Origin of the sequence: Hyphomonas sp., assembly GCF_046313735.1 — a bacterium.
In the GTDB taxonomy this organism is placed as follows: Bacteria; Pseudomonadota; Alphaproteobacteria; order Caulobacterales; family Hyphomonadaceae; genus Hyphomonas.
Genome location: NZ_JBKBXW010000006.1, coordinates 63,703 through 85,548, shown reverse-complemented (window position 1 = coordinate 85,548; position 21,846 = coordinate 63,703). Strand labels below are relative to the sequence as shown.

The 21,846-nt window shown below is 66.1% G+C and carries 24 protein-coding genes and 1 tRNA gene; 14 read left to right on the top strand and 11 right to left on the bottom strand.

The features are described from left to right. Positions 1-16: 16 nt before the first annotated feature. Positions 17-1,123 (bottom strand): phytase, encoded by a 1,107-nt coding sequence (locus ACK4SV_RS04845; protein ID WP_409916671.1) that lies wholly within the window; start codon positions 1,121-1,123, stop codon positions 17-19. A 111-nt stretch (positions 1,124-1,234) separates the two neighbouring features. Further along, positions 1,235-2,107 carry a CHAD domain-containing protein gene (locus ACK4SV_RS04840; protein ID WP_409916670.1) on the bottom strand — a complete coding sequence of 291 codons (873 nt, stop codon included), beginning with the start codon at positions 2,105-2,107 and terminating at the stop codon, positions 1,235-1,237. 144 nt (positions 2,108-2,251) lie between these two features. Between ACK4SV_RS04840 and ACK4SV_RS04835 the strand changes: the two genes are divergently transcribed. Then, positions 2,252-2,674 (top strand): hypothetical protein, encoded by a 423-nt coding sequence (locus tag ACK4SV_RS04835; RefSeq protein WP_409916669.1) that lies wholly within the window; start codon positions 2,252-2,254, stop codon positions 2,672-2,674. A gap of 7 nt (positions 2,675-2,681) precedes the next feature. Here ACK4SV_RS04835 and ACK4SV_RS04830 read toward each other — a convergent pair whose 3' ends face one another. Next, entirely contained in the window at positions 2,682-3,065 is a 384-nt protein-coding gene (locus ACK4SV_RS04830) for a hypothetical protein (RefSeq protein ID WP_409916668.1), read from the bottom strand. A 217-nt stretch (positions 3,066-3,282) separates the two neighbouring features. On the opposite strand from ACK4SV_RS04830, the gene ACK4SV_RS04825 reads away from it, so the two are divergent. Next, positions 3,283-4,584, top strand: a complete 1,302-nt coding sequence (locus ACK4SV_RS04825; RefSeq protein ID WP_409916667.1) for a polyhydroxyalkanoate depolymerase — start codon at positions 3,283-3,285, stop codon at positions 4,582-4,584. A 69-nt stretch (positions 4,585-4,653) separates the two neighbouring features. Here the strand turns inward: ACK4SV_RS04825 and ACK4SV_RS04820 are convergent, their stop codons facing one another. Further along, positions 4,654-5,727, bottom strand: coding sequence for a PLP-dependent cysteine synthase family protein (locus ACK4SV_RS04820; RefSeq protein WP_409916666.1), 1,074 nt, complete (start codon positions 5,725-5,727; stop codon positions 4,654-4,656). A gap of 97 nt (positions 5,728-5,824) precedes the next feature. Between ACK4SV_RS04820 and ACK4SV_RS04815 the strand changes: the two genes are divergently transcribed. Continuing rightward, the gene (locus tag ACK4SV_RS04815; RefSeq protein WP_409916665.1) at positions 5,825-6,283 is read left to right on the top strand and encodes an Lrp/AsnC family transcriptional regulator; all 459 of its coding nucleotides are present in this window, start codon (positions 5,825-5,827) and stop codon (positions 6,281-6,283) included. Positions 6,284-6,289: 6 nt separating this feature from the next. Here ACK4SV_RS04815 and ACK4SV_RS04810 read toward each other — a convergent pair whose 3' ends face one another. Next, on the bottom strand, positions 6,290-7,105 hold the full coding sequence (locus ACK4SV_RS04810) for a ZIP family metal transporter (RefSeq protein ID WP_409916664.1): 816 nt from the start codon (positions 7,103-7,105) through the stop codon (positions 6,290-6,292). A gap of 198 nt (positions 7,106-7,303) precedes the next feature. Here ACK4SV_RS04810 and ACK4SV_RS04805 point away from each other — a divergent pair, with 198 nt between their 5' ends. Genes ACK4SV_RS04805 through ACK4SV_RS04790 form a run of 4 tightly spaced genes read left to right on the top strand, consistent with a single transcriptional unit; the run spans position 7,304 to position 10,720 of the window. Then, positions 7,304-7,984: a DUF2796 domain-containing protein gene (locus ACK4SV_RS04805; protein WP_409916663.1), complete on the top strand. Its 681-nt coding sequence runs from the start codon at positions 7,304-7,306 to the stop codon at positions 7,982-7,984. Between the two features lie 6 nt (positions 7,985-7,990). Beyond that, entirely contained in the window at positions 7,991-8,686 is a 696-nt protein-coding gene (locus ACK4SV_RS04800; protein WP_409916662.1) for an ATP-binding cassette domain-containing protein, read from the top strand. Further along, positions 8,683-9,951 (top strand): ABC transporter permease, encoded by a 1,269-nt coding sequence (locus ACK4SV_RS04795; protein WP_409916661.1) that lies wholly within the window; start codon positions 8,683-8,685, stop codon positions 9,949-9,951. The genes ACK4SV_RS04800 and ACK4SV_RS04795 overlap by 4 nt, the downstream gene beginning before the upstream one ends. A gap of 55 nt (positions 9,952-10,006) precedes the next feature. Further along, positions 10,007-10,720, top strand: a complete 714-nt coding sequence (locus tag ACK4SV_RS04790; RefSeq protein ID WP_409916660.1) for a DUF3299 domain-containing protein — start codon at positions 10,007-10,009, stop codon at positions 10,718-10,720. Between the two features lie 319 nt (positions 10,721-11,039). Here the strand turns inward: ACK4SV_RS04790 and mscL are convergent, their stop codons facing one another. The 5 genes from mscL to ACK4SV_RS04765 all read right to left on the bottom strand — a co-directional run bounded on the left by mscL (position 11,040) and on the right by ACK4SV_RS04765 (position 15,800). Beyond that, a complete protein-coding gene (gene mscL / locus ACK4SV_RS04785) occupies positions 11,040-11,450 on the bottom strand; it encodes a large conductance mechanosensitive channel protein MscL (protein ID WP_409916659.1) in 411 nt (136 codons plus the stop codon). 97 nt (positions 11,451-11,547) lie between these two features. Beyond that, on the bottom strand, positions 11,548-11,847 hold the full coding sequence (locus ACK4SV_RS04780) for an integration host factor subunit beta (RefSeq protein WP_409916658.1): 300 nt from the start codon (positions 11,845-11,847) through the stop codon (positions 11,548-11,550). Between the two features lie 104 nt (positions 11,848-11,951). Beyond that, entirely contained in the window at positions 11,952-13,904 is a 1,953-nt protein-coding gene (gene rpsA / locus ACK4SV_RS04775) for a 30S ribosomal protein S1 (RefSeq protein ID WP_409916657.1), read from the bottom strand. A 136-nt stretch (positions 13,905-14,040) separates the two neighbouring features. Beyond that, positions 14,041-14,679 (bottom strand): (d)CMP kinase, encoded by a 639-nt coding sequence (cmk, locus tag ACK4SV_RS04770; RefSeq protein WP_409916656.1) that lies wholly within the window; start codon positions 14,677-14,679, stop codon positions 14,041-14,043. 32 nt (positions 14,680-14,711) lie between these two features. Then, positions 14,712-15,800 (bottom strand): NADH:flavin oxidoreductase, encoded by a 1,089-nt coding sequence (locus ACK4SV_RS04765; RefSeq protein ID WP_409916704.1) that lies wholly within the window; start codon positions 15,798-15,800, stop codon positions 14,712-14,714. A gap of 73 nt (positions 15,801-15,873) precedes the next feature. Between ACK4SV_RS04765 and ACK4SV_RS04760 the strand changes: the two genes are divergently transcribed. Then, entirely contained in the window at positions 15,874-16,383 is a 510-nt protein-coding gene (locus ACK4SV_RS04760) for a 2'-5' RNA ligase family protein (protein ID WP_409916655.1), read from the top strand. Here the strand turns inward: ACK4SV_RS04760 and aroA are convergent. Continuing rightward, a complete protein-coding gene (gene aroA, locus ACK4SV_RS04755) occupies positions 16,380-17,705 on the bottom strand; it encodes a 3-phosphoshikimate 1-carboxyvinyltransferase (RefSeq protein WP_409916654.1) in 1,326 nt (441 codons plus the stop codon). The genes ACK4SV_RS04760 and aroA overlap by 4 nt on opposite strands. A gap of 133 nt (positions 17,706-17,838) precedes the next feature. Here aroA and ACK4SV_RS04750 point away from each other — a divergent pair, with 133 nt between their 5' ends. The 6 genes from ACK4SV_RS04750 (at position 17,839) to ACK4SV_RS04725 (ending at position 21,835) form a co-directional block, all read left to right on the top strand. Then, positions 17,839-18,360, top strand: coding sequence for a TIGR02300 family protein (locus tag ACK4SV_RS04750; RefSeq protein WP_409916653.1), 522 nt, complete (start codon positions 17,839-17,841; stop codon positions 18,358-18,360). A 57-nt stretch (positions 18,361-18,417) separates the two neighbouring features. Then, positions 18,418-18,493: transfer RNA gene (locus tag ACK4SV_RS04745), tRNA-Ala, on the top strand. Between the two features lie 221 nt (positions 18,494-18,714). After that, the gene (locus ACK4SV_RS04740) at positions 18,715-18,954 is read left to right on the top strand and encodes a DUF1150 family protein (RefSeq protein WP_409916652.1); all 240 of its coding nucleotides are present in this window, start codon (positions 18,715-18,717) and stop codon (positions 18,952-18,954) included. A gap of 93 nt (positions 18,955-19,047) precedes the next feature. After that, the gene (locus ACK4SV_RS04735) at positions 19,048-20,301 is read left to right on the top strand and encodes a parallel beta-helix domain-containing protein (RefSeq protein WP_409916651.1); all 1,254 of its coding nucleotides are present in this window, start codon (positions 19,048-19,050) and stop codon (positions 20,299-20,301) included. A gap of 17 nt (positions 20,302-20,318) precedes the next feature. Continuing rightward, positions 20,319-21,377, top strand: coding sequence for an SO2930 family diheme c-type cytochrome (locus tag ACK4SV_RS04730; RefSeq protein WP_409916650.1), 1,059 nt, complete (start codon positions 20,319-20,321; stop codon positions 21,375-21,377). Next, positions 21,374-21,835, top strand: coding sequence for a YaiI/YqxD family protein (locus ACK4SV_RS04725; RefSeq protein ID WP_409916649.1), 462 nt, complete (start codon positions 21,374-21,376; stop codon positions 21,833-21,835). The genes ACK4SV_RS04730 and ACK4SV_RS04725 overlap by 4 nt, the downstream gene beginning before the upstream one ends. The last annotated feature ends 11 nt before the right edge of the window (positions 21,836-21,846 follow it).

The following is a 21,846-nucleotide window of genomic DNA, read 5'->3' as shown; positions in this document are numbered from 1 at the left end:
CGCGCAACGCGCTCCCTCAGGTCTCCGGTTCCAGTTCCGGCAGGCCGAGGGCGGCTTCGATGTCGGCCCAGCTGACCAGCTTGAAGTTCTGGTTCTCGCCCTTGTTGGGGTTGGCATCGTCCTGCACCATCAGCAGGCCGCGCGGGAAGCCCGGCAGGGCGCCGGAGAACACGTCGAGGCCGTCCGTATGCGACACGCCGTCGATGCCGAGCGCCTCATTCGCCATCACCGAAAAGCTGCCGCGATGGGCATGCGGCGCCTTGCGCTCATAGACGACATAGCGGTCTTCGGCCTGCGCCGAGACCACGATCCAGCCTTCGCCGGCCGCGCCGCGCCAGAGGGAGATGCCTTCGACATCGGCGGCAAGGCCGGTGCCGCTGCCGACCTGGTCGATCAGCCGGGGCAGGGGCACGTCATCCCGCCAGGCGACAACCCACAGGCCGAGCGCTTCCTCGCCGATGAACAGATTGCCGTTCACCTCGTCGAACACGCAGCCTTCCAGCTGGGTCTCGAGCTTGATCGTCTTGAGAAGGTCCCCGCTCACGCCACCTTCGGTGATGTCGATATCGAAGATCTGGACCGTGCCGTCCTTGTACGTCACCGCAGCCAGGTCGCGGCCATTGTCGCGCGCCTGGCAGAGGCCGTAGGGCTCCTCCATCCCGGTCGGCACATCGCCCTTATGGGAGATCTCGCCGCTCGCCCGGTCGATCAGGAAGACAGAGACCGCATTGGTGCTGCGGTTGCTGGCGGTCGCCACATCAAAGGCGCGGTCCGCGGACTGGCGCACATCGACATTGTTCAACTGGCCGATCGGCAGGCTCTGCAGGTTCCGGCCGCTGAGGTCATAGGCATAAAGCCCGACACGCTTGTCGGTGCCGAGCACCATCGAGCGGGCCGCATCAGCAGGATGGCGCCAGAAGGCCGGGTCATCGGCGGCGTCGCCCAGCGTGCTGACCGGGTCGGTCTCGGCAACCGCCATCACGAACACTTGTCCGGCCACCACGGGCGAGGCCCATCCGGCGGGCGAAGGCACCAGCTGCGCGGCGTCCGGCGCGGGCGGCGTGGCGCAGGCGGCAGCGGCGCTGAGGGCGAGCGCAGAGATGGCGGCAGAGCGGATCAGCATGGTCGGTTTTCCCAGTTCGGAGCGTGTTCGGAGCGGGCGGCATTCGCCGCATTTGCGCGGGGGATAATCCGATCCTGTGACAGGAAAAAGACACATCGGCCGTGGCCGGTGTCAGCCGGCATCCCAATACGCGCCCCAGCGGCGCACCAGCGCGCGGGGCGTCTCCGCCGTCAGCCGCTGCGTCGGGCGATAGGCGGTTTTCAGCATCTTCCCCTGCGCCGCCAGCGCGGCATCGCGCACCTCATGGGCCAGCCCCTTGCGCAGGGACCTCGCCGGAAGGGCAGCAATCGCGGCGATCAGCAGGCCATAATCGCGCCAGCTGCCGAGTGCATCGGACACCTCTTCCGCGGTGCGGGCATGGGCCGACATCGCCGCCGGATGGATGCGGCGCAAGAGCAGGGTGTGATGCCAATGATCCTTCGCCTTTTTGCGCCATTCATGCAGCGGTTCTTCATCCTCGGCGGTCTGCGAGGCGGCGAAGGCCTTCTGCAGCCGGCGATAGCCCCGCCGCAGCCCCGGCGCCAGCGCCTCAAAGCCGCCCGGCTCAACGGTCCAGTCGCGCGCGCGCCGGGCCATTGCCCGCATCTCCTTGCCGAAGGCGCGCAGCAACTCGCTCGCCTCCTCGTCGGGCATGGCCTGCGCCCTGGCGCGCAGCAGGGCCGCTTCTGCCAGCTGCAGGGTCTCGGCCGGCAGCTTCAGCGTGCCCAGCGCCTCGATGACTGCGCCGGAATCGCGCGCCGCCGACAAGGCCAGCGCGGCATCGCGCAGGACCGCCGCCTCCGCCTTCGCCTCCGGCATTGACGGGCCGGCCAGCCTCAGCAGCGATCGCAGCCGTTTGGTGCTCTTGCGCACCTCATGCACCTGACGGGCAGGCGGCAGGCCGGCATCACTCAGCACGCGCCGCATCAGCGCAAACTCTTCGGCTGCGATCCGCCGGACATCGGCGGTCACATCTTTCCGGCCCGGCTTGAAACGGTACGCCATACGCCTCGCTCGAATACGCCCAGAGGAAGAATTGCACAGGCCCGGCCGGCTCGCCAACCGGATCGCGCGCCGCGCGAGTGCGGGGTTACATGTTTATGGACAAAACCTACATGCCATCGCCGCGAATCCGGCGATAAGGAAACCATGCTCGACCAGCTCCAATCCCTCTCCAACAGCGCCGGGCTCATTGCCTGCGCTGCTGCCATCGGCGCCTCCTGGGTGGCCTCCATCGCCTCGCCCAATTGCAGCTTCGACAAGCTGACAGGCGCGCGGGCCGATACCCATGTCCGGGAACTTCTCTATCGCACATCAACGCCGATTGCCGGATTGATGCTGGCTTCCGGCGCGCTGTTCGTGCTGGCCACCAGCTGGGTTGCGGGCGCGGTCGCCTTGTTGTCTGCTTTCGGCTTTTTCGCCACGCGCATGATGCTGGCGCCGAAGACCGGCAAGAACCCCAAGGGCGTGCGCACCCAGCGCAAGGACCAGCGCGGCTATTCGGTCATGCTGTCGCTGATCTTCACGCTCGCTGCCGTGATTGCGGCGGTCCTGGGCGTATTTCGGGTCTGATCCGGCTTCAGGCCATCACCAGCCAGAGGCAGCCCATTTCGTGCAGCTTGCGAAAGCTCTCCGTCGAGCGCTGGGCGGCGGCCCGGGCGATGCGGCCGGCGGTCTTGCGGTTGGCCGCCAGCATCATGGCGCAGATCACCACGCCGAAGGCCGCCATCCACCAGCCCACCACCAGCGCGGCAATCACCCCGGCGAGGCAGGTGAGATAGGCCAGCGCGTCCAGCACCCGCAGCCGCACATCCAGCCCCCGGCCGATAGCCTGCAACAGCTCCGGGCGCCGGTGCAGGGCTTCGGCATCGATGGCAAAGCGGGTGCCCGGCGTGTTCTCATAGATCAGCGCGCGGGTCATGCGTCCGGCATCATGCGGATTGGGCTGGCAGCTCAGGAACATCTGTCTCGCTCCCTGTTCGCGATTCTCCGTTCAGGCGAAGATTTACCCGCACCGCCTTAACCCCGTGCCGCCGCGCGGCCCGCAATTTAGGGCTTCGGCAAGACATTTGCTTAACCCTCAGCGTCCGGGCGCCGCCTTTCACGTGACTGGCGAAATGATTTGCGCGCGAAACGAGTGCGGCTTACGTTGCACTGCAACATGAAGGGTTTGTAAGGCGATGCTCTATTCCCTGGTCGAACTGAACCGCGCGGCGATGGCGCCGATCCGGCTGGCCGCCCGCGCAGGCCGCGCCGCACTGAATTCGCCGCTGAACCCTATGGGCCAGACCAGTTACGGCAAATCCCTCTCCGCCATGGCGGACGTCTTCGAAAGCGCGACCCGCTATTACGGCAAGCCCGAATGGCGCATCAATTCGGTCCGTATCAACAGCATCGACGTGCCGGTCACGCCGGAAGCGGCCTGGCGCTCGCCCTGGTGCGGGCTGATCCATTTCCGAAAGGATGCAGAGCGCCTCGCCGCCGCCCGCCGCAAGAATGCCGCCCCGCTGCCGCGAATGCTGATCGTCGCCCCCTTGTCCGGCCACTATGCCACGCTGCTGCGCGGTACGGTCGAGGGCTTCCTCGAGACGCATGATGTCTACATCACGGACTGGACCGATGCCCGCATGGCGCCAGTCTGGCTCGGGCGCTTTGATCTTGATGATTATATCGACCATGTGCGCCGGATGCTGACGCATATCGGCGGGGGCGCGCATGTCCTCGCCGTCTGCCAGCCCGGCCCGCCGGTGCTCGCCGCCATCTCGATGATGGCCGAGGAAGAAGACGCTGCGCTTCCCGCCTCGATGACCTTCATGGGCTCGCCCATCGATGCGCGCCGCTCGCCCACCGTGCCCAACAAGCTGGCCGAGGAGCGCCCGTTCAGCTGGTTCGAGCAGAACATGATCTACACCGTGCCGGGGCCCTATCCGGGCGTGCTCCGCCGCGTCTATCCGGGCTTCGTGCAGCTGGCGTCCTTCATGAACATGAACTGGAACCGCCACGTTGATGCGCACTGGAAGTTCTTCAACCACCTCGTCGATGGCGATGGCGACAATGCCGGCAAGCACCGCGAATTCTATGATGAATACCTCTCGGTCCTCGACCTGACGGAGGAGTTCTACCTGCAGACCATCCGCCGGGTGTTCCAGGAACACCACCTGCCGCGCGGCATCTACAAATATCGCCGCGACCGCCTCGTGAAGCCCGAAGCGATCCGCAATGTGGCGCTGATGACGGTCGAGGGCGAGAAGGACGACATCTCCGGTATCGGCCAGACGCAGGCCGCCCATGACATCTGCGTCAACATCCCGAAGGATATGCAGACCGACTATATCCAGCCGGGCGTCGGCCATTACGGCGTGTTCAACGGCTCGCGCTTCGAGACCGAGATCGCCCCGCGCGTCACCCAGTTCACCCGCCGCTTCACGCAGCCGGAGCTGGAAGAAGCCGCCGCTGCGAGTTCGGCAAAGAAGAAGCGCTGAGGCGTCGTAAAGCGGCGTTCCGAAAAGTGGGAACCGGTTTTCGGAAAAACGCCGCGACAAATCAAAGTTCTAGCCGCAGACGGACGCCTCGAAATCAAGGAGCTCGATCTCCGGGCTGAGGTGACACGCCTTGTGCGGCTCCTCGCCCGCCAGCGCGGTGGACAGGTACTTCTTGTTGTCATCGCAGAAGACGGTCGCCACGCACGCCTCCGGCCCCAGCCGCTCGACCGCCATCAGCGCGCCGATCAGGTTCGCGCCCGAGGAAATGCCGACGCCCAGCCCCAGCTCCCGCGCAAGGCGCTGCGCCATGCGGATCGCGTCGCCATCGGAGACGGCAATCACCTCATCGAGGGCATCGAGCTTCACCAGCGCCGGAATGAAATCATCCGAAATCCCCTGGATCCGGTGATGGCCCACCTTGTGGCCGGTCGAGAGCGTCGGGGATTCATGCGGCTCCAGCGGATGCACCCGGATGCCGGGGCAGGCGGCCTTCAGCGTACGGGCTGCGCCCATCACCGTGCCGCCCGTGCCGACGCCGGCAACGAAGGCGTCCGGTTTCAGGCCTAAGCCGTCCAGCTGGGCGAGCAGTTCCTTCGCCGTGCCTTCAGCATGGGCGGCGGCATTGTCGCCATTGGCAAACTGGCAGGGCAGGAACACGTCCGCCCGCGCCGCGGCCAGCGCCTCGGTCGCCGCAATCGCGCCGAGGAAGCCACCTTCCTCGCGGCTGACAAGGTTGAGGCGTGCGCCATGGCTGCGCAGCAGGCATTTGCGCTCTTCGCTCATCCAGTCCGGCATGAAGATCTCGACCGGATGGCCGAGCGCCCGGCCCAGCGCGGCTAGCGCAATCCCGGCATTGCCACTGGTGGCTTCGGCAATCGTGTCGCCGGGCTTCAGCGCGCCGGAAGCATAGGCGCGCGAGAGGATCGACAGCGCCATCCGGTCCTTGATCGAGCCGGTCAGGTTGTAGTGCTCGGCCTTGGCATGGATCACCCGTTCGCGGCCCCGGAAGCGCAGCCGGATCGACAGCATCGGCGTGCGCCCGATGAGCGCGCCCAGCGCCTTCAGGCGCGCTTCATGGCAGGACGGGCGCCGCACAGGGGCGGCAACCGGGGCGGAGGCAGATGTGGGAACGGTGTGCAGCATGACCGCAAGAATGCCGTGACCGGCATCAAATTTCTTCGCAAAACTTGATTGTGCAGATATAATCAGCAATCAGAATATTCGGATTTCGGCGCTTCAAATGGAAAAAGTTGACGATACAGACCGGCTGCTGCTGCGCGCCTTGCAGGCCGATGCCGGCATCTCGCTCGAATCGCTGGCCGAGGCGGCAAGCCTCTCGGTCAACACGTGCTGGCGCCGCGTGAAGCGGCTGGAGGCGGCGGGGGTGCTGACCCGCCGGGTCGCGCTTGTCGATCCGGACAAGGTGGGCCTCGGCCAGACCGTATTCGTCGCGATCCGCACCCGCGATCACTCCGCCGCCTGGCTGGGGCGGTTTGCCGAGGCGGTGCGCGCCATTCCGGAGGTTGTCGAATTCTACCGGATGGCCGGCGATGTCGACTACCTGCTGAAGGTGCAGGTGGGCAGCGTGGCCGATTATGACCGGGTCTACAAATCCCTGATCGCGCGGGTCGATCTTGCCGATGTCAGCGCGACCTTTGCTATGGAATGCCTGAAGAACACGACCGAGCTGCCGCTCTGACACGCCTCAGTGAGGGCGGTGGATGCCGGCCGGATCACGGGGATCGTGGAGATGGTCGTGGCCGTGATGATGGCCGCCTTCCTCTCCGTGCCGGTGCAGCGGCATCGCCATCAGCAGGGCGGCGACGGCAATCCCGGCGCCGAACGCGCCCATCGCGCGCACAGGCGGCTCATCCCGGATCGGCTGCATCAGCGGGCCGGTAGCCACATAGATGAGAAGTCCCGCAGAGATCGCATAGAGCAAGCCGACCGTTTCGGCGCCGAGGCCGTTCACGAACAGGCCGCTGACCACCACGCCCAGAGGTGTCGTTGCGGCCGCCGCCAGGAAGGCCCAGATCAGCGCCTCGCGCACCTTGAAGCCATGCCGGGCGAGGATCGCGAACGCGATCACGCCTTCGGCGAATTCATGCAGGATCAGCGAGGTCGAGGCATAGACGCCGGATTCGAAACTCGCCGCGAAGGTCACAGAATAGATCACCCCGTCGAGGAAGGAATGCAGCGCCACTGCCAGCACCGGCGTGATCGCCCCGGCGCGGCCAGCGTCCACCTTCTCGGGAAACAGGCTGCGCATCGCAAAGGTCAGCAACAGGCCCGCAAGGAAGCCGCCCAGCAGGAAGACCGGCGCGCGCGCGCTCATCAGGATGGCTTCCGGCAGGATGTGCAGCAGGCTGAGCGAGATCAGCATTCCGCCCGCCGCCAGCGAGAACAGGCCCGACTGGCGCGCCGTCCAGTCGCTGCGCAGCGCAACCGCGATCAGCCCGAGCGACGCGATGAGCGCGGCCAGCAGGCCAAACAGCAAAGGCGCCTGTATCGAAAGGGGCATGGCGGGTGAAGGTTCCGGTCAGTCAGGGCGGCCGGGAGGCTCCGGCGAATAAACAGGGCGTTCCGAATGCCGGGGCACCTTGCGGAGTGTGTTATATTGTTTCATTCTTCCGGTTGCCAGATGTTTTTTACGCCCCGGCCGCTTTTGGTGTCACACACCGGAGGTATCCGGCAACGCTCAGCCCTTGGGAGCCGATCCATGACTGTCCTGTCCCGCCTTGCCCTGCCGCTCTTTGCCGGCTCAGCCCTTGCCGTCCTCGCCGCCTGCGCGCCGGCGCCAGAGGCGGCTGCGCCGTCCAGCGAAGTCGCCAGTATCGAGGAAGCCGCAGAACTCGAAGCCGAAATTGCGAGTGCAGACACCGGAGAGGCGCATGAGCATGGCGAAGACCATGACCACGATCATGACGACCATGACCATGACCATGATCACGCGCACGATCACAGCCACGACCATGGCCATGGCCATGATCACGCCGGCGGCAGCGCGCATGTGCATGGCGTGGCCGATCTCGCCTTCGCCCTTGAGGGCACGCAGCTGACGGCGGAGATGATCTCCCCGCTCGCCAATTTCGGCCTGTCCGAGGCCGAAGGCATCATCACCGAAGCCGTCACCGCCAGCCTGCCGGGGCTGATCGTGATTTCCGGTGGCGACTGCACGGCGTCTGCCCCCCGCGCCGCCATCGACCGCACCAGCGGGCACACGGATGCGAAGGTCGAGTATCGCTGGACCTGCACCAGCCCGACCGATCTTGCCTCCGCGCGCTTTGCCGGCTTCGGCACCTATCCGGGCTTCGAGACGGTGAATGCCGTCTTCATCGGGCCGGGCGCACAGAAAGCCGCAGCCCTGACGCCTTCCTCCCCGCAGCTTTCGCTGCGATAAGGACGCATGGCCGATCCTGTTGTCGATATCGAAGGGCTGCGCTTTGCCTGGGGCAAGGGGCCGCCGGTGCTGGGCATCGAGCAGTTCACGCTCGGGGCAGGGGAGCGCGTGTTCCTGCGCGGGCCGTCGGGGTCGGGCAAGTCGACCCTGCTCGGCCTGATCGCCGGCGTGCTGGCGCCGCAGGCAGGCCGCATCAATGTGCTCGGCGAGGATATGACGCGCCTTCCGGCCGCCCGCCGCGACCGGCTGCGCGCAGACCGGATGGGCGTCATCTTCCAGATGTTCAACCTGGTGCCGTATCTGTCGGTCACCGGGAATGTCCTCCTGCCGCTGCGCTTCTCGGCGGCGCGCCGCAAGGCCGCCGGCAGTGATCCGCAGGCAGAGGCGCGCCGTCTCCTCGCCCGGCTCGGACTGGACGATGAAGCCCTGCTCACCCGCAGGGTCTCTGACCTCTCGGTCGGCCAGCAGCAGCGCGTCGCCGCCGCCCGCGCGCTGATCGGGGCCCCCAGCCTCGTCATCGCGGACGAGCCGACCTCGGCGCTCGATGCCGATGCGCGCGACCGGTTCATCAGCCTCCTCTCGGAGGAAGCCGAACGATCCGGCGCCAGCCTGCTCTTCGTCAGCCATGATGCGAGCCTCGCCCATCTTTTCTCCCGGGCGGTGGACCTTGCCGCCATCAACACGCCGCAGGTGGCGGCATGAGCGGGCTCTTCTCCCTCGCCTGGGCGAGCCTCCTGAACCGCAAGGGTTCGGTGCTGCTGACGATCCTGGCAGTCGCGCTGTCGGTCGCGCTGTTCCTCGGTGTGGAGAAGGCCCGCAATGGCGCGCGCGAAGGGTTCGAGAACACGATCTCCGGCACGCACCTGATCGTCGGCGCGCCGACCGGCAGTGTGAACCTGCTGCTCTATTCGGTGTTCCGGATGGGCAATGCGACGGCGGAAGTCTCCTGGGCCGCCTACCGGCGCATTGCCGAGCGCCCGGATGTCGCCTGGGCCGTGCCGCTGTCACTGGGCGACAGCCATCGCGGCTACCGGGTGGTGGGGACGAGCACGGAGTATTTCGAGCGCTACAAATATGCCGGCGGCCAGAGCCTCGAGATCGCGGAAGGCGAGATCTTCGATGACCTGTTCGACGCAGTCATCGGGGCCGAAGTCGCCCGGCAGCTCAACTATACCATCGGCACGCCGCTGATCCTTGCGCACGGGCTTGGCACCGCCGATTTCGGCGCCGGCCATGACAACCGGCCCTTCCGCGTCTCCGGCATCCTGAAACCCACCGGCACGCCGGTTGACCGGTCTGTTCACGTCTCGCTGGAAGCGATTACGGCGATCCATGTCGGCTGGGAATCGGGCGCGCGCAATCCGCTGGCGGACTCGATCCCGGAAGAGATGATCCGCTCCTTCGACCTGACGCCCCGCACCGTGACCGCGATCCTCGTCGGCCTCGAACGCCCCGGCACGATCCTGACGACGCGGCGCGAGATCAACACCAACCGGCAGGAACCGCTGATGGCGATCATCCCGGGCGAATCGCTGCGCGAGCTCTGGGGTGTCACGGCGATTGCCGAGCGCGCCCTGCTGGCTGTCTCGGCATTTGTTATCGCCGTGGGGCTTGTCTCGATCCTCACCTCGATCCTGACCAGCCTGAATGAGCGGCGGCGGGAAATGTCGATCCTGCGGGCCACCGGCGCTCGCCCGCGCCATATCTTCTCGCTGCTTGTGCTGGAGGCCGGGCTTGTCGGCTTCATTGGCGCAGCCCTTGGCATCCTGACGATCTTTGCAGTCTTCGCGGCGGTCGCCCCGGTGCTGCAGGCGCGGTTTGGCGTGGCGCTTGGCTCGGCGGGTCCCGGGATGCTGGAATTGCAGGTTCTGGGCGCGGTGACGGCGGCGGCGCTGGTGATCGGCGCGGTGCCGGCCTTCGCTGCGATGCGCCGCTCGCTGGCGGACGGGCTCAGTATCCGGCTATGAAGCGGCCTTGAAGGTCTGGCATGGCGCCGGATGCTGCCCTACATATAAGGCCATGATGATGCGACTTGTCTCTGGTTCTGCCCTCGCAGCCGTGGTCGTTGCCGTTGCAGCGGCCTGCGGCGGCGCCTCCAGCGGCGCCAATGCCGAAGCCCCGCCCGCGCGCGCCGAAGCGACCGCCACAAGCGGCCAGCCAGCCAGTCAGCGGGTCAGCCAGACAGCGGCCGAGCGCGCCGCTGCGCGGGAAGAAGCCGCCCGCCGCCGCGCGGAGGAAACCCGCCAGCGCGATGCAGAGCTTGCCGCCCGGGGCATCCGCCGCCTCGGCTGGGAAGACCTGATGCCCGAGGGGGAATCCGAACGCCTCGCCCAGATGTACCAGGCGCAGATGATGATGCTCTATTCGGCAGCTGGCGGCGGCATTGCCGAAGGCTCGGCGGCCGACCAGGCCATCCAGATCGGAACGTTCAACACGGTCCGCGAACTTGACGGCCAGAAGATCCGGATTCCGGGCTATACCGTGCCGTTCGATTTCAGCGCCAATGCCGACATCCGCGAATTCCTGCTGGTGCCGTATTTCGGCGCCTGTCTCCACGCGCCGCCGCCGCCGCCGAACCAGACCGTGTTCGTGATGACGGACACGCCGATCAAGATGCGCGACCTCGCCCAGGCCGTCTGGATCGAAGGCACGATCCACACCCAGCGCCAGGACACCGAACTCGCCGGCGCCGCCTACACGATCCGCATGACGGGCATCGAGGCCTATACCTACTGAGCCGCACGCGAAGCCGTGGACGCGGGCCAGGGCAAAACAGCCCTGAGCCTGATCCATGTGAGGCAGCGGAGCTGCCGATACGGGATCAAGCAAAGCACTCCTGAGCCTGATCCATGTGAGGCAGCGGAGCTGCCGATACGGGATCAAAAAAAAACAGCCCTGAGCCCGGTTCATGTGAGGCAGCAAAGCTGCCGATACGGAACCTAATAAAAAAGGGCGGCCCTACGGACCGCCCTTCCTACTCTACTCGGATACTCTACTGCCCGCTTGTGTAGGCCCGCAGACCTTAACACTTCGCGAACCTCGTGTTGCTCCCTGTTCAGCGATCCTTCGCGAGCAGGTTGCGGATTTCTTCCAGCAGCACTTCCTGGCGCGGCGGCGGGGGCGGGGGTGCGGCTTCTTCCTTGGCCTTCATCGAGTTCATGCCCTTGATGATCAGGAACATCGCAAAGGCGACGATGAGGAAGGAGATCGTCGCGGAGATAAATCCGCCGAACTCGACAATCGCCGCCTCGCGGACGACTTCTCCGGCTGCATTCACTTCGGCGCCGACGACGGTGAATTTCAGCGATGACAGGTCGATGCCGCCCATGATCGGGGCCAGCACCGGCAGGAACACGCCCTGGATGAAGGCGGTGACCACAGTTGCAAACGCGCCGCCCATCACGAAGGCGACCGCCATGTCGATGAGGTTGCCCTTCATCGCAAACTCTTTGAATTCCTTGAACATCAACGCCCCTCCTGTTTTGCAGACATTCAATGGGAGCGTTCACCCGTTTCGCCAATTGCGTCAAGTTACGCGGTGTAAAGAGGGATTTTCCGCGTGCCTATCGCGCTTCGGGATCCTGACCGTCATTGACGCGCGCGCGCAATTCCTTGCCGGCCTTGAAGAAGGGCACGGCCTTGGCCGGCACTTTTACCGGCTCGCCTGTGCGCGGATTGCGGCCCTTGCGGGCCTCGCGCCGCCGGACGGAGAAGGCGCCGAATCCCCGCAGCTCCACCCGGTCGCCGCGCGCCAGCGCATCGCCGATCTCGTCCAGAATGACGTTCACGACTTTCTCGACGTCTTCCTGACGCAGGTGCGGATATTCTTCCGCGAGCTTTGCGATCAATTGGGACTTCAGCATCGCATTGATATTAAACGCATTTGCGGCGGAAGCGCTAGGCCCCCGCCGCAAACATTTCGAGAATTTCAGCCTATTTCCGGTTTCGGCCTGTGCCGATACCGGACTCAGGCGAGGTCAGCGGCCTGGTCTTTCCAGCCATCGCGGGCGAAACGCCCGGCGATGCCTAGTTGTTCCTCAAGCTCTGCGATCTGCTCATCGCTCATCTGGACGATCTGCCAGAAGTGATAGACGCCGGCCTCGTTCAGCTTCTTTTCGAAAGCCGGGCCAAGGCCTTTGAGCTTCTTCAGGTCGTCGGCTTCGCCCTGCGGGCCGTCGAGACGGCCGCGGTCATCCACGTCGGCGTCGCTGCCGGCAGCCGGCTTTGCGCGCGATTTGGACGAGGCAAGCGCCGCGCCGAGGATGTCGCCCAGCGAGGCACCGGCATCGGCCGAGCCATACTGTGCAACCGCTTCGGCTTCCTCGGCGATTTCGAGCGCCTTGATCGACAGCGAGACCCGGCGGGTCGCGCGGTCAACGCTGATCACTTTCGCATCGACCTTGTCGCCGACGGCGAAACGCTCAGGGCGTTGGTCGGCGCGGTCGCGCGAGAGGTCCGAACGGCGGATGAACGACTTGACCGGCGGGGTACCGAACTCGACCTCGATGCCGCCCGAGGTGACCTCGGTGACGGTGCAGGTGACGGTCGAGCCGCGTTTCGCGCCGGCGTCGGACGCCGCCTCAATCGGGTCGCCGGAGACCTGCTTGATGCCGAGCGAAATACGCTCCTTGTCGATGTCCACATCGAGGACTTTCGCGCGGACCTTGTCGCCCTTGGTGAAGGCCTCGATGGCCTGGTCGCCGGGCTTGTCCCACGAAATGTCGTTGATGTGCACCATGCCGTCGAGATCGGGGCCGAGGCCCACGAACAGGCCGAACTCGGTGATGCCGCGCACTTCGCCTTCAATGACGGTGCCGACAGGGTTCTCGGCGAGGAAGGCATTCCACGGATTGTCCATGGTCTGCTTCAGGCCGAGCGAGATGCGGCGCTTGTCGCTGTCGACGTCGAGCACTTCCACATCGACTTCCTGGGAGGTCGACAGGATCTTGCCGGGATGCACGTTCTTCTTGGTCCAGCTCATTTCGGAGACGTGGATCAGGCCTTCGACACCATCTTCCAGCTCCACGAAGGCGCCATAGTCGGTGATGTTGGTGACGGTGCCCTTGAGGCGCGCGCCGGTCGGGTAGCGGGACGAGATGTTGTCCCACGGGTCCGAGCCGAGCTGCTTCATGCCGAGCGAGATGCGCTGGGTCTCGGGGTTGATCTTGATGATCTGCACCCGGACTTCCTGGCCGACTTCGACCACCTGCGAGGGGTGGTTGATGCGCTTGTAGGACATGTCGGTGACGTGCAGCAGGCCGTCGATGCCGCCGAGGTCCACGAACGCACCGTAATCAGTGATGTTCTTGACGATGCCCTTGCGGATATCGCCTTCGGCCATGTCGGACACGATCTCGGCGCGCTGTTCGGCGCGGCTTTCCTCGAGGATGGCGCGGCGCGAGACGACGATGTTGCCGCGCACGCGGTCCAGTTTCAGGATCGCGAAGGGCTGGATCTCGCCCATCAGCGGGCCGACATCGCGCACCGGGCGGATATCGACCTGGCTGCCCGGAAGGAAGGCGTTGACGCCGCCTAGGTCGACCGTGAAGCCGCCCTTGACGCGGCCGGAGATGGCGCCCTTGACGGGCTCGCCCTTGGTGAAGCTCTTCTCGAGCTTGATCCAGCGCTCTTCGCGGCGGGCCTTGTCACGGCTGAGGACGGCCTCGCCGAGGGCGTTCTCGATCCGGTCAAGATAGACGTCGATCAGGTCGCCGGGGGCCGGCTGTTTTTCCTCGAGGGCGAATTCCTTCACCGGGATGCGGCCTTCGGTCTTCAGGCCGATATCGACGACGATGGCGTCATTGTCGATGCGCAGGACGGTGGCCGGGATAACCTGGCCTTCCTGCATGGCTGCGGCGGCAGCCGAGCCTTCAAACAGGGCGGCAAAGTCGGCCGAAGTGGGGTTCATTGTGGTGCTCATGGGGTCTCCGGAGGCGGCCGAATGGTTCAAGGCGGGCCGACACCATTGCCGCCCGCTACATAAGGCCACTCATGTGGTCTCGAATTGATCTGGTGCGGGCTCCGCCTGTTTGGATTTGAGGCTGGTTTGCAGCCCCTCAGGCAGTCTTTCCCTTGGCGAGAGCGGCCTCGACAGCCGCCATCGCCCTTTCCACAGCGGCGTCTATAGTGAGATCAGTGGTATCGATCAAGATGGCATCGGCGGCCATCGCGGCGGGGGCATCGGCCCGGCCCTGATCGCGCGCGTCCCTCGCTTTCAGCTGTTCGACCACGGTTTCGAGCCGGATATCCTCGCCCTGGCCGATCAGCTCCTTCCAGCGGCGCACGGCCCGCTGGGTCACGTCGGCGTCCACCCACAGCTTCACGTCGGCGTCCGGGGCAATCACGGTTCCGATGTCGCGTCCGTCCAGCAGGGCGCCGCCCTCGCGGGTCGCAAAGGCGCGCTGCAGCTCGAACAGGGCCTGGCGCACGGAGGGGATCGCCGCCACGATGCTCGCCGCCTTGCCAGCCTCGGCCGAGCGCAGTTCGGCTTCGGTAAAGCTGCCAAGGTCCAGCGCCCGGGCGATATCGGCCAGCGGCCCGGCTGCATCGAGCGGCACACCTTCCTTCATCGCCGCCACCGCCACCGCCCGGTAGAGCCGCCCGGTATCCATGTGCGGCAAGCCATAGCGCGCCGCCAGCCGCTTCGCGATGGTGCCCTTGCCGGAGGCTGTCGTGCCGTCGATTGCGATGATCATGGCCCGCGCAGTCGCGCAGGGCCGATCCGGAGTCAAGCCGTGGCCGCCTCCGCCACAAAGCCCTTCCAGCTCTTCATATAGGTGATGAACACAGGCCCCAGCCCCTCGGCCACGAGGTGTTCTTCAGGCACGGGCAGCGCGATGGGGGTGAAGTCCGCATTCGCCTTTACCTGCTCGGGGAAGTCATGATGCAGGATCGCGCCGCGCCCGATCACGACATAATCAAGCCCTGCCTCCACCGCGCGCTGGCAGGCCGCGCCGGTCGTCAGCTTGCCGGCGGCGCCGAGCTTGCAGCTGCCGCGATCCAGCGCCGCGAACCGGTCAAGCAGCGTCTCGCCTTTATAACGCGCATCCTCCGGCTCCTTGAAGCAATCCCATAGTGACATGTCGAGATAGTCAATATCGCCGCTGGTCATCAGGTCCTCGGCGAGGGCGAGGATTTCGGCGATGTCCATGCCGAACCGTTCCGGCGAGAGGCGCACACCGAGGGAGAAATCCTTCCCGCATGCGGCGCGCACGCCCGCAATACACTCATCCAGGAACCGCCGGCGGTTCTCGAAACTGCCACCATACTCATCCGTGCGCTGATTGACCTCGCCGGACAGGAACTGGCAGATCAGGTAGCCATGCGCCCCGTGCAGCTCCACGCCGTGGAAGCCGGCCTTTTCTGCGCGCACCGCCGCCGCAATGAACGCATCGCGCGAGGCTTTGACTTCATCGAGGCTCATCGCCCGCGCGCTGAATTCGGCATTCTCGGACGGGCAGTGCGGCGCCTCGCCGATCAGCTCGGCAGGCGAGCGCATCCCGGCATGATGCAGCTGCACGACAGAATGCGTGCCGTTCTTGTTGAGCGCAGCAGCGAGGCGGGTCAGGCCCGGTAGGTGCGCGTCATCGAAAATTCCCAGCTGCCCCGGAAACCCTTGCCCCTTGGCCTGCACATGCGCCGCGCAGGTCATCGTCAGGCCAAAGCTGCCCTCGGCGCGCTTCACCAGCCAGCGGAACTCGTCATCACTTAGTGTGCCATCGGCATGGCTCTGCATATTGGTCAGCGGGGCGAGCATGAACCGGTTCTTCAGGACCGGGCCATGGGCGAGGGGCATTGGATCAAACAGGTTTGTCATGGCGGCCAATGTGGTGTCTCAATCCCCCTCGTCAATTTTGCCCCAGCGGCAAGGCAGAGGCGGAGGGAGCGGAATGATGCGCAAGAAAGCCGTATCCTACTGGTGCCTGCCGGACGAAACAGAGGCGGCGCCGATCGAGGCCGTCATCGCCGCGCTCGCCGCTGCGCAGGGCGCGCCGGTGTTCGCGCCGCACCTGACGCTCGCGACGCTGACGCAGCCGGCAACCGACTTGGGGGACGTCCTGCGCGCCCTGCGCGGCCTCACGCTGGCGCCCATTGGCCTCGACGGAACGGCGGTGTTCACGACTTCGCTGTTCATCCGCTTCGCAGCGTCAGAGGCGCTGCTTCAGGCGCGCGCCATGATGACAGCGCTGCCGGGCTTCCGCGAAAGCCGCCCCTTCGATCCGCATCTCAGCCTCTGCTACGGCCCGCCGCCGGACCTCGCCCCGCACCACAGCGCCATCGACGCGCTCCTCACCCACCCCCTTCGCTTCAACCGCCTCGCCGCCATGGAAGTCTCCCTGCCGGTCGAGACCCATGAGGATGTCGCAGGCTGGCGAATTGCGGAGGTTTGGGCGCTCTAGGCGCCCGCCCGGATATCCGCCCCCAGCGTCTTCATATGCGCCATGAAGTCCGGATAGCTCGTGTCGATCATCGAGACGTCATCGACGCTCACCCGCTTCTGCGCGGCGGTGCCCATGATGAGGGCGCTCATCGCGATGCGGTGGTCGTGGCGGGTTTCGACCAGGCCGCCGCCGGGGGGCGGGCCGCCGCAGCCCTGCACGGTGAACCCGTCCGGCGTTTCCTCAACTTCGACACCGTTCACGCGCAGCATCGCCACCACCGCGCCGATCCGGTCGCTTTCCTTGACGCGCAGCTCCTCCGCGCCGGTCACGCGCGTCTCGCCGTTGGCAAAGGCGGCGAGCACGGCGAGGATCGGGAATTCGTCAATCATCGAGGCGACGAGGCGTTCGGGCACGGCGATGCCATTCAGGCCCGCATAGCCTGCATGAAGGTCGATCAGCCGCTCGCCGGCCGCTTCGCCGCGCTCGTCCGCGCCAAGCTCGGCGCCCATCAGGTTCACCGCATCATAGAAGCCGGACCGGGTCGGGTTGGACATCACCCCTTCCACGGTCACATCGCCCTTGGGCGACAGGATGCCCGCCGCGATCAGGAAGGCCGCGGAGGAGGGATCGCCCGGAATGGCCGCGTCGAGCGCGCGCAGTGGCTGGCCGCCCGGAAGGCAGATCTCCTGCGCGCCGCCGGGCGCGCTGCGGAAGGTGAGTTTCGCGCCGAAACCCTGCAGCATCCGCTCGGTATGGTCGCGCGTCGGCTTCGCTTCCACCACCACGGTCTCGCCTTCGGCATTGAGGCCGGCAAGAAGGACGGCGGATTTCACCTGCGCGCTCGCCTGCGGCGGGGCATAGCGGATTGCCTGCAGGGCCTTCGAGCCGGTGATGGAAAAGGGCAGGCGCCCATCGGGCCCGGCGGTATCCTTGAGGCCCATCTGTCGTAGCGGATTGAGCACCCGGTTCATCGGACGTGAGCAGAGCGAGGCATCGCCCGTCAGCGCGGCGGTGAGATCATACCCCGCCATCACGCCCATCATCAGGCGGGAGCCTGTGCCGGAATTGCCGAAATCGAGCACATGCTGCGGCGAGGTGAGCCCGCGCGGGCCCACACCCGTCACCACCCATTCGCCCGGCCCCGTGCGCTCGACGGCGGCGCCGAGCGCCTGCATCGCTGCGCCGGTGCGCAGGACATCATCGCCTTCCAGCAGGCCGGTGAACCGGCTCGTGCCGTCTGCGAGGCCGCCGAAGATCAGCGCCCTGTGGCTGCAGGATTTGTCGCCGGGCGCGCGGAGGCTGCCGGCAAGGCGGGAAACCGGGTGGCTGGTCCAGATCATGGGGAGGAGGCTCTTCAGGAACGGGCGTATTGGCGCAAGTCAGATCGGCCTTTGACAGGGCCGGGCGTTCATGGCAAGCGCCCCGCTTGATTTACATCTGCCATCTTAACGCCCCGAGGAGCGCGCGCCCCCAATGTCCAAGGACAAGCTCGGCACAAAGCAGGTCTGCCCGTCCTGTGAGTCGCGATTCTACGACCTGAACAAGCGTCCAGCCGTCTGCCCGAAATGCGGCGCCGAGTTCGATCCCGAGGACGAGGTCATCCGCACGACCATCACCAAGGTGAAGGCGAAAGCCGCCCGCGCCGCCGTCAAGGCCGTCGATGAAGACGAGGAAGACCTCGAGGAGGAGGAGGACGCCGTCATCCGCGATGATGAGGATGATGACGCCGGCGCCGCCGATGAGGACGATGCCGATGAAGAGGATGCTGACGAGCTCGTCGGCGAGGACAGCGATGTCCTGCTCGAAGGCGGTGAGGATGACGAGGAAGAAGCCGCGCCCGGCAAGGTGCCCGGCGGCTTCACCGAGGACGGCGTCGATGCCGATGACGAGGATGAAATCCTCATTGCCGATGATGAGGACGAAGAGTTCGACATCGATGATGAGGACGGCGATGACGACGACATCGAGATCGACGAGGACGACGAGGAACGCTGAAGATTAGGGCTTGAAAGCCCACGGGGCGGAGTCTAAACGTCCGCCTTCCTCAGGTCCGGGGCCATAGCTCAGCTGGGAGAGCGCTTGCATGGCATGCAAGAGGTCAGCGGTTCGATCCCGCTTGGCTCCACCAGGACCCTGATTCGCCGGGCGCCGCCGCCCGGTCCGCAGGCAAGGCCTGACTGCAAACCGGGCAACCGGCCCGCTGAACCGGGTCTGAACGGCCTTGCCGCGATGATGCCGCATCCCGGCGCTTGAACCTGCCATAAAGCGGGACCACCTTAGGCTCATGCAGCGTGCCGTCCTGGCGGTCTGCAGTGTAGCGCGCCTCTGCGGGCGCAAAGGAGTGGACCCATGACGACCGGCTTCAAGACGAACCCGTTTGAGCGGGAATCTTTCGTCTACATTCGCCATCTGGACCTCGGAGAGCTTCGCGCGATGCTTCCGCCGGATGCGCTGGCCGATATTGACGATCCGGACGACCTGTTCGTCGTGGCCGGCGCCGATGGCGAACGGCTCGCGATCGTTGAAGGCCGCGACGCCGCCTTTGCGGCTGCCCGCGCCAATGATCTGAGCCCCCTCAGCGTTCACTGAGGCCCAGTCAGATTCCGGCCTGCCGGAGGGCAGGGCTTGCTTTTCCCCGGACGCAAGTTGACACTCGCGTCATAAACGTCCGGGGAGGGACTTATGCGCAATCGGTTACACCTGTTCGCGGGAGCTGCGCTCCTCGCCATCACATCCGCCTGTTCACCCGGCACAAGCGCCCCGGCAGACCCGCCGGGCCTGCCAACCCTGCCGCCGCCGCTGTCAGCGGAAGGCGACTTTGGCACGACGCTGCAGACAGCGCTGATCGCCGCGAGGCCGGGCGAGATCATCCTGCTGCCGGAAGGCACCTTCCAGCTGACCGAAGGCCTCTCCCTCGATGTCGAGGGGGTGACGCTGCGCGGCGCCGGGCAGGGCAAGACGATCCTTGACTTCTCAGGCCAGGAAGGCGCCGGCGAGGGCCTTCTGGTGACCTCCGATGATGTCACGCTGATGGACTTTGCGGTCATCAACACGCGCGGCGACGGCATCAAGTCCAAGGGCGCCGACCGGATCACCTATCGCTACCTCACCGTCGAATGGACCAACGGGCCGGACGAGAACAATGGCGCATATGGCGTCTATCCGGTGGAATCGCGCGATGTGCTGGTCGAGAACGTCACCGTGCGCGGCGCCTCTGATGCCGGCATCTATGTCGGCCAGTCGGAGAACATCATCGTCCGTAATTCGGTGGTCGAATACAATGTGGCCGGCATCGAGATCGAGAATTCGATGAATGCCGATGTCTATGGAAACATCGCCCGCTACAATACCGGCGGCATTCTCGTCTTCGACCTGCCGGACCTGCCGGTCTCGGGCGGGCATTCGACGCGGATCTTCGACAACCAGATCACCGAGAACAACACGCGCAATTTTGCGCCGGCCGGCAATATCGTCGCCAGCGTGCCGTCGGGCACCGGTGTCATCATCATGGCCAACCGCAATGTGCATGTGTTCGACAATACGTTCGACCAGAACCGTTCGGCGCATGTGCTTGTGATGTCCTATTCGCTGCCGTTCACCGATGAGGCCTACAATCCGCTGCCGCGCGATGTGGTCCTGCGCGCCAATCGCTACGGCCCGGGCGGCAACGACCCGCAGGGCGATCTGGCGCCGCTGGCCGCAGCCCTTGGCGGGCAGCTTCCCGCCATCGTCTGGGACGGTGTCGATGGCTGGGGCGAAGGCCCGGCGCAGGCGGTGAACCTCTCGATCAACGAAGCAGAAGATGCCGGTTTCCTCAGCCTCGGCCTGGGCCGCTATCCGATTGACCCGGCCCGCATGGCGCCCTCGCCGGTGCGCCCGGAAGGCACACCGCCGGAAGAGCCTGCGGCCGTCACGCTGCCGCACGCCCCGGCCTGAAGCAGCCGGGACAGGTCATGCGGTTCTGGGCGATCATCCTGGCGGGCGTTGCGGGACTTTTCCTGGCGGCCTGTTCAGCCGGCGCGCGCGCACCCTCCGGGCCGGATATGGCGGTCATCCTTGCCGACCAGCCTGCGGCGACGCTGTCGGCCTATGGGCTGTTTACGGACCTGGCTTCGGGAAGCCCGGCGGACGGCGTTATGCCCTATGAGCTGATCAATCCGCTGTTCACCGATCATGCGGACAAGCACCGCTTTGTCTATCTGCCGCCTGGAAAGGCTGCGGCATTCCACGAGACGGATGTGTTCGATTTCCCGGTGGGCACGGTGCTGGTGAAATCCTTCGCCTTCGCCCCGGATATGCGCAGGCCGGAGGAGGGGGCTTACCTCGTCGAGACGCGGCTGCTGATCCGGCGGGAGGCGGGCTGGGTCGCCTATCCCTATGTCTGGAACGCGGCGCAGACCGAGGCGGTCTATACCCCTGCGGGCCTGCGCCAGGACATCGAGACGATCACCCCGGCGGGGGAGCCGGTCACCTTGCGCTACGCCGTGCCGAACCAGAACCAGTGCAAGACGTGCCATCTTTCCGGGCGGGACATCGCCCCCATCGGCCCGAAGGCGCGTCATCTGGCGCTCGATGGGCCCCCACATGGCAACCAGCTGGAAGCCTGGGCGCGCGCCGGGATCCTCACCGGGCTGCCGGGGGAGGTGGCGGCGGATGCCCGCGCCTACGACCCGTGGCAGAAGCTGGATGCGCGGGCCCGCGCCTGGCTGGAGATCAACTGCGCCCACTGCCACAAGGCCGATGGCTCGGCGTCCAATTCCGGGCTGTGGCTGACGGCGGATGAGCAGAGCGCCGCCCGGCTCGGCATCAACAAGCATCCGGTGGCGGCGGGCCGGGGTTCGGGCGGCCTGTTGCAGGTCATCGTGCCGGGCGCGCCGGAGGAGTCGATCCTGCTGCACCGCATTGCGTCGACCGAGCCCGGCGTGGCGATGCCGGAACTCGGCCAGAGCGTACCGGACCCGCAGGGCATCGCGCTCGTGCGCGACTGGATCGCGGCGATGGAGGCGCGATGAGCCCGCGTATCCTCGTCGATGCCGATGCCTGCCCGGTGAAGGATGAGATCTACCAGGTGGCGCTGCGCCACCGGGTGGAGACGGTGATAGTCGCCAATTCCTATATCCGCATCCCCGAACACCCCCTGTTCAGCCGGAAGATCGTGTCTGACGGGTTTGACGCCGCCGATGACTGGATCGCGGCGGAGGCGGGGCCGGCCTCGGTCGTCATCACGGCGGATATTCCGCTGGCCGACCGTTGCCTGAAAGCGGGGGCGCGGGTGATCGGGCCGAATGGCAAGCCGTTCACGCCCGATTCCATCGGCGGCGCGCTGGCGACCCGGGCGATCATGGCCGACCGGCGCGTCGGTGTTGCCGGCATCGGCGCTGGCGGTCCGGCGCCTTTCTCCAAGGCGGACCGCTCCCGCTTTCTCTCGGCCCTCGATGCGGCGCTGGTGGCAGTCAAGCGGACGCTTTGACTTGCCCTTAA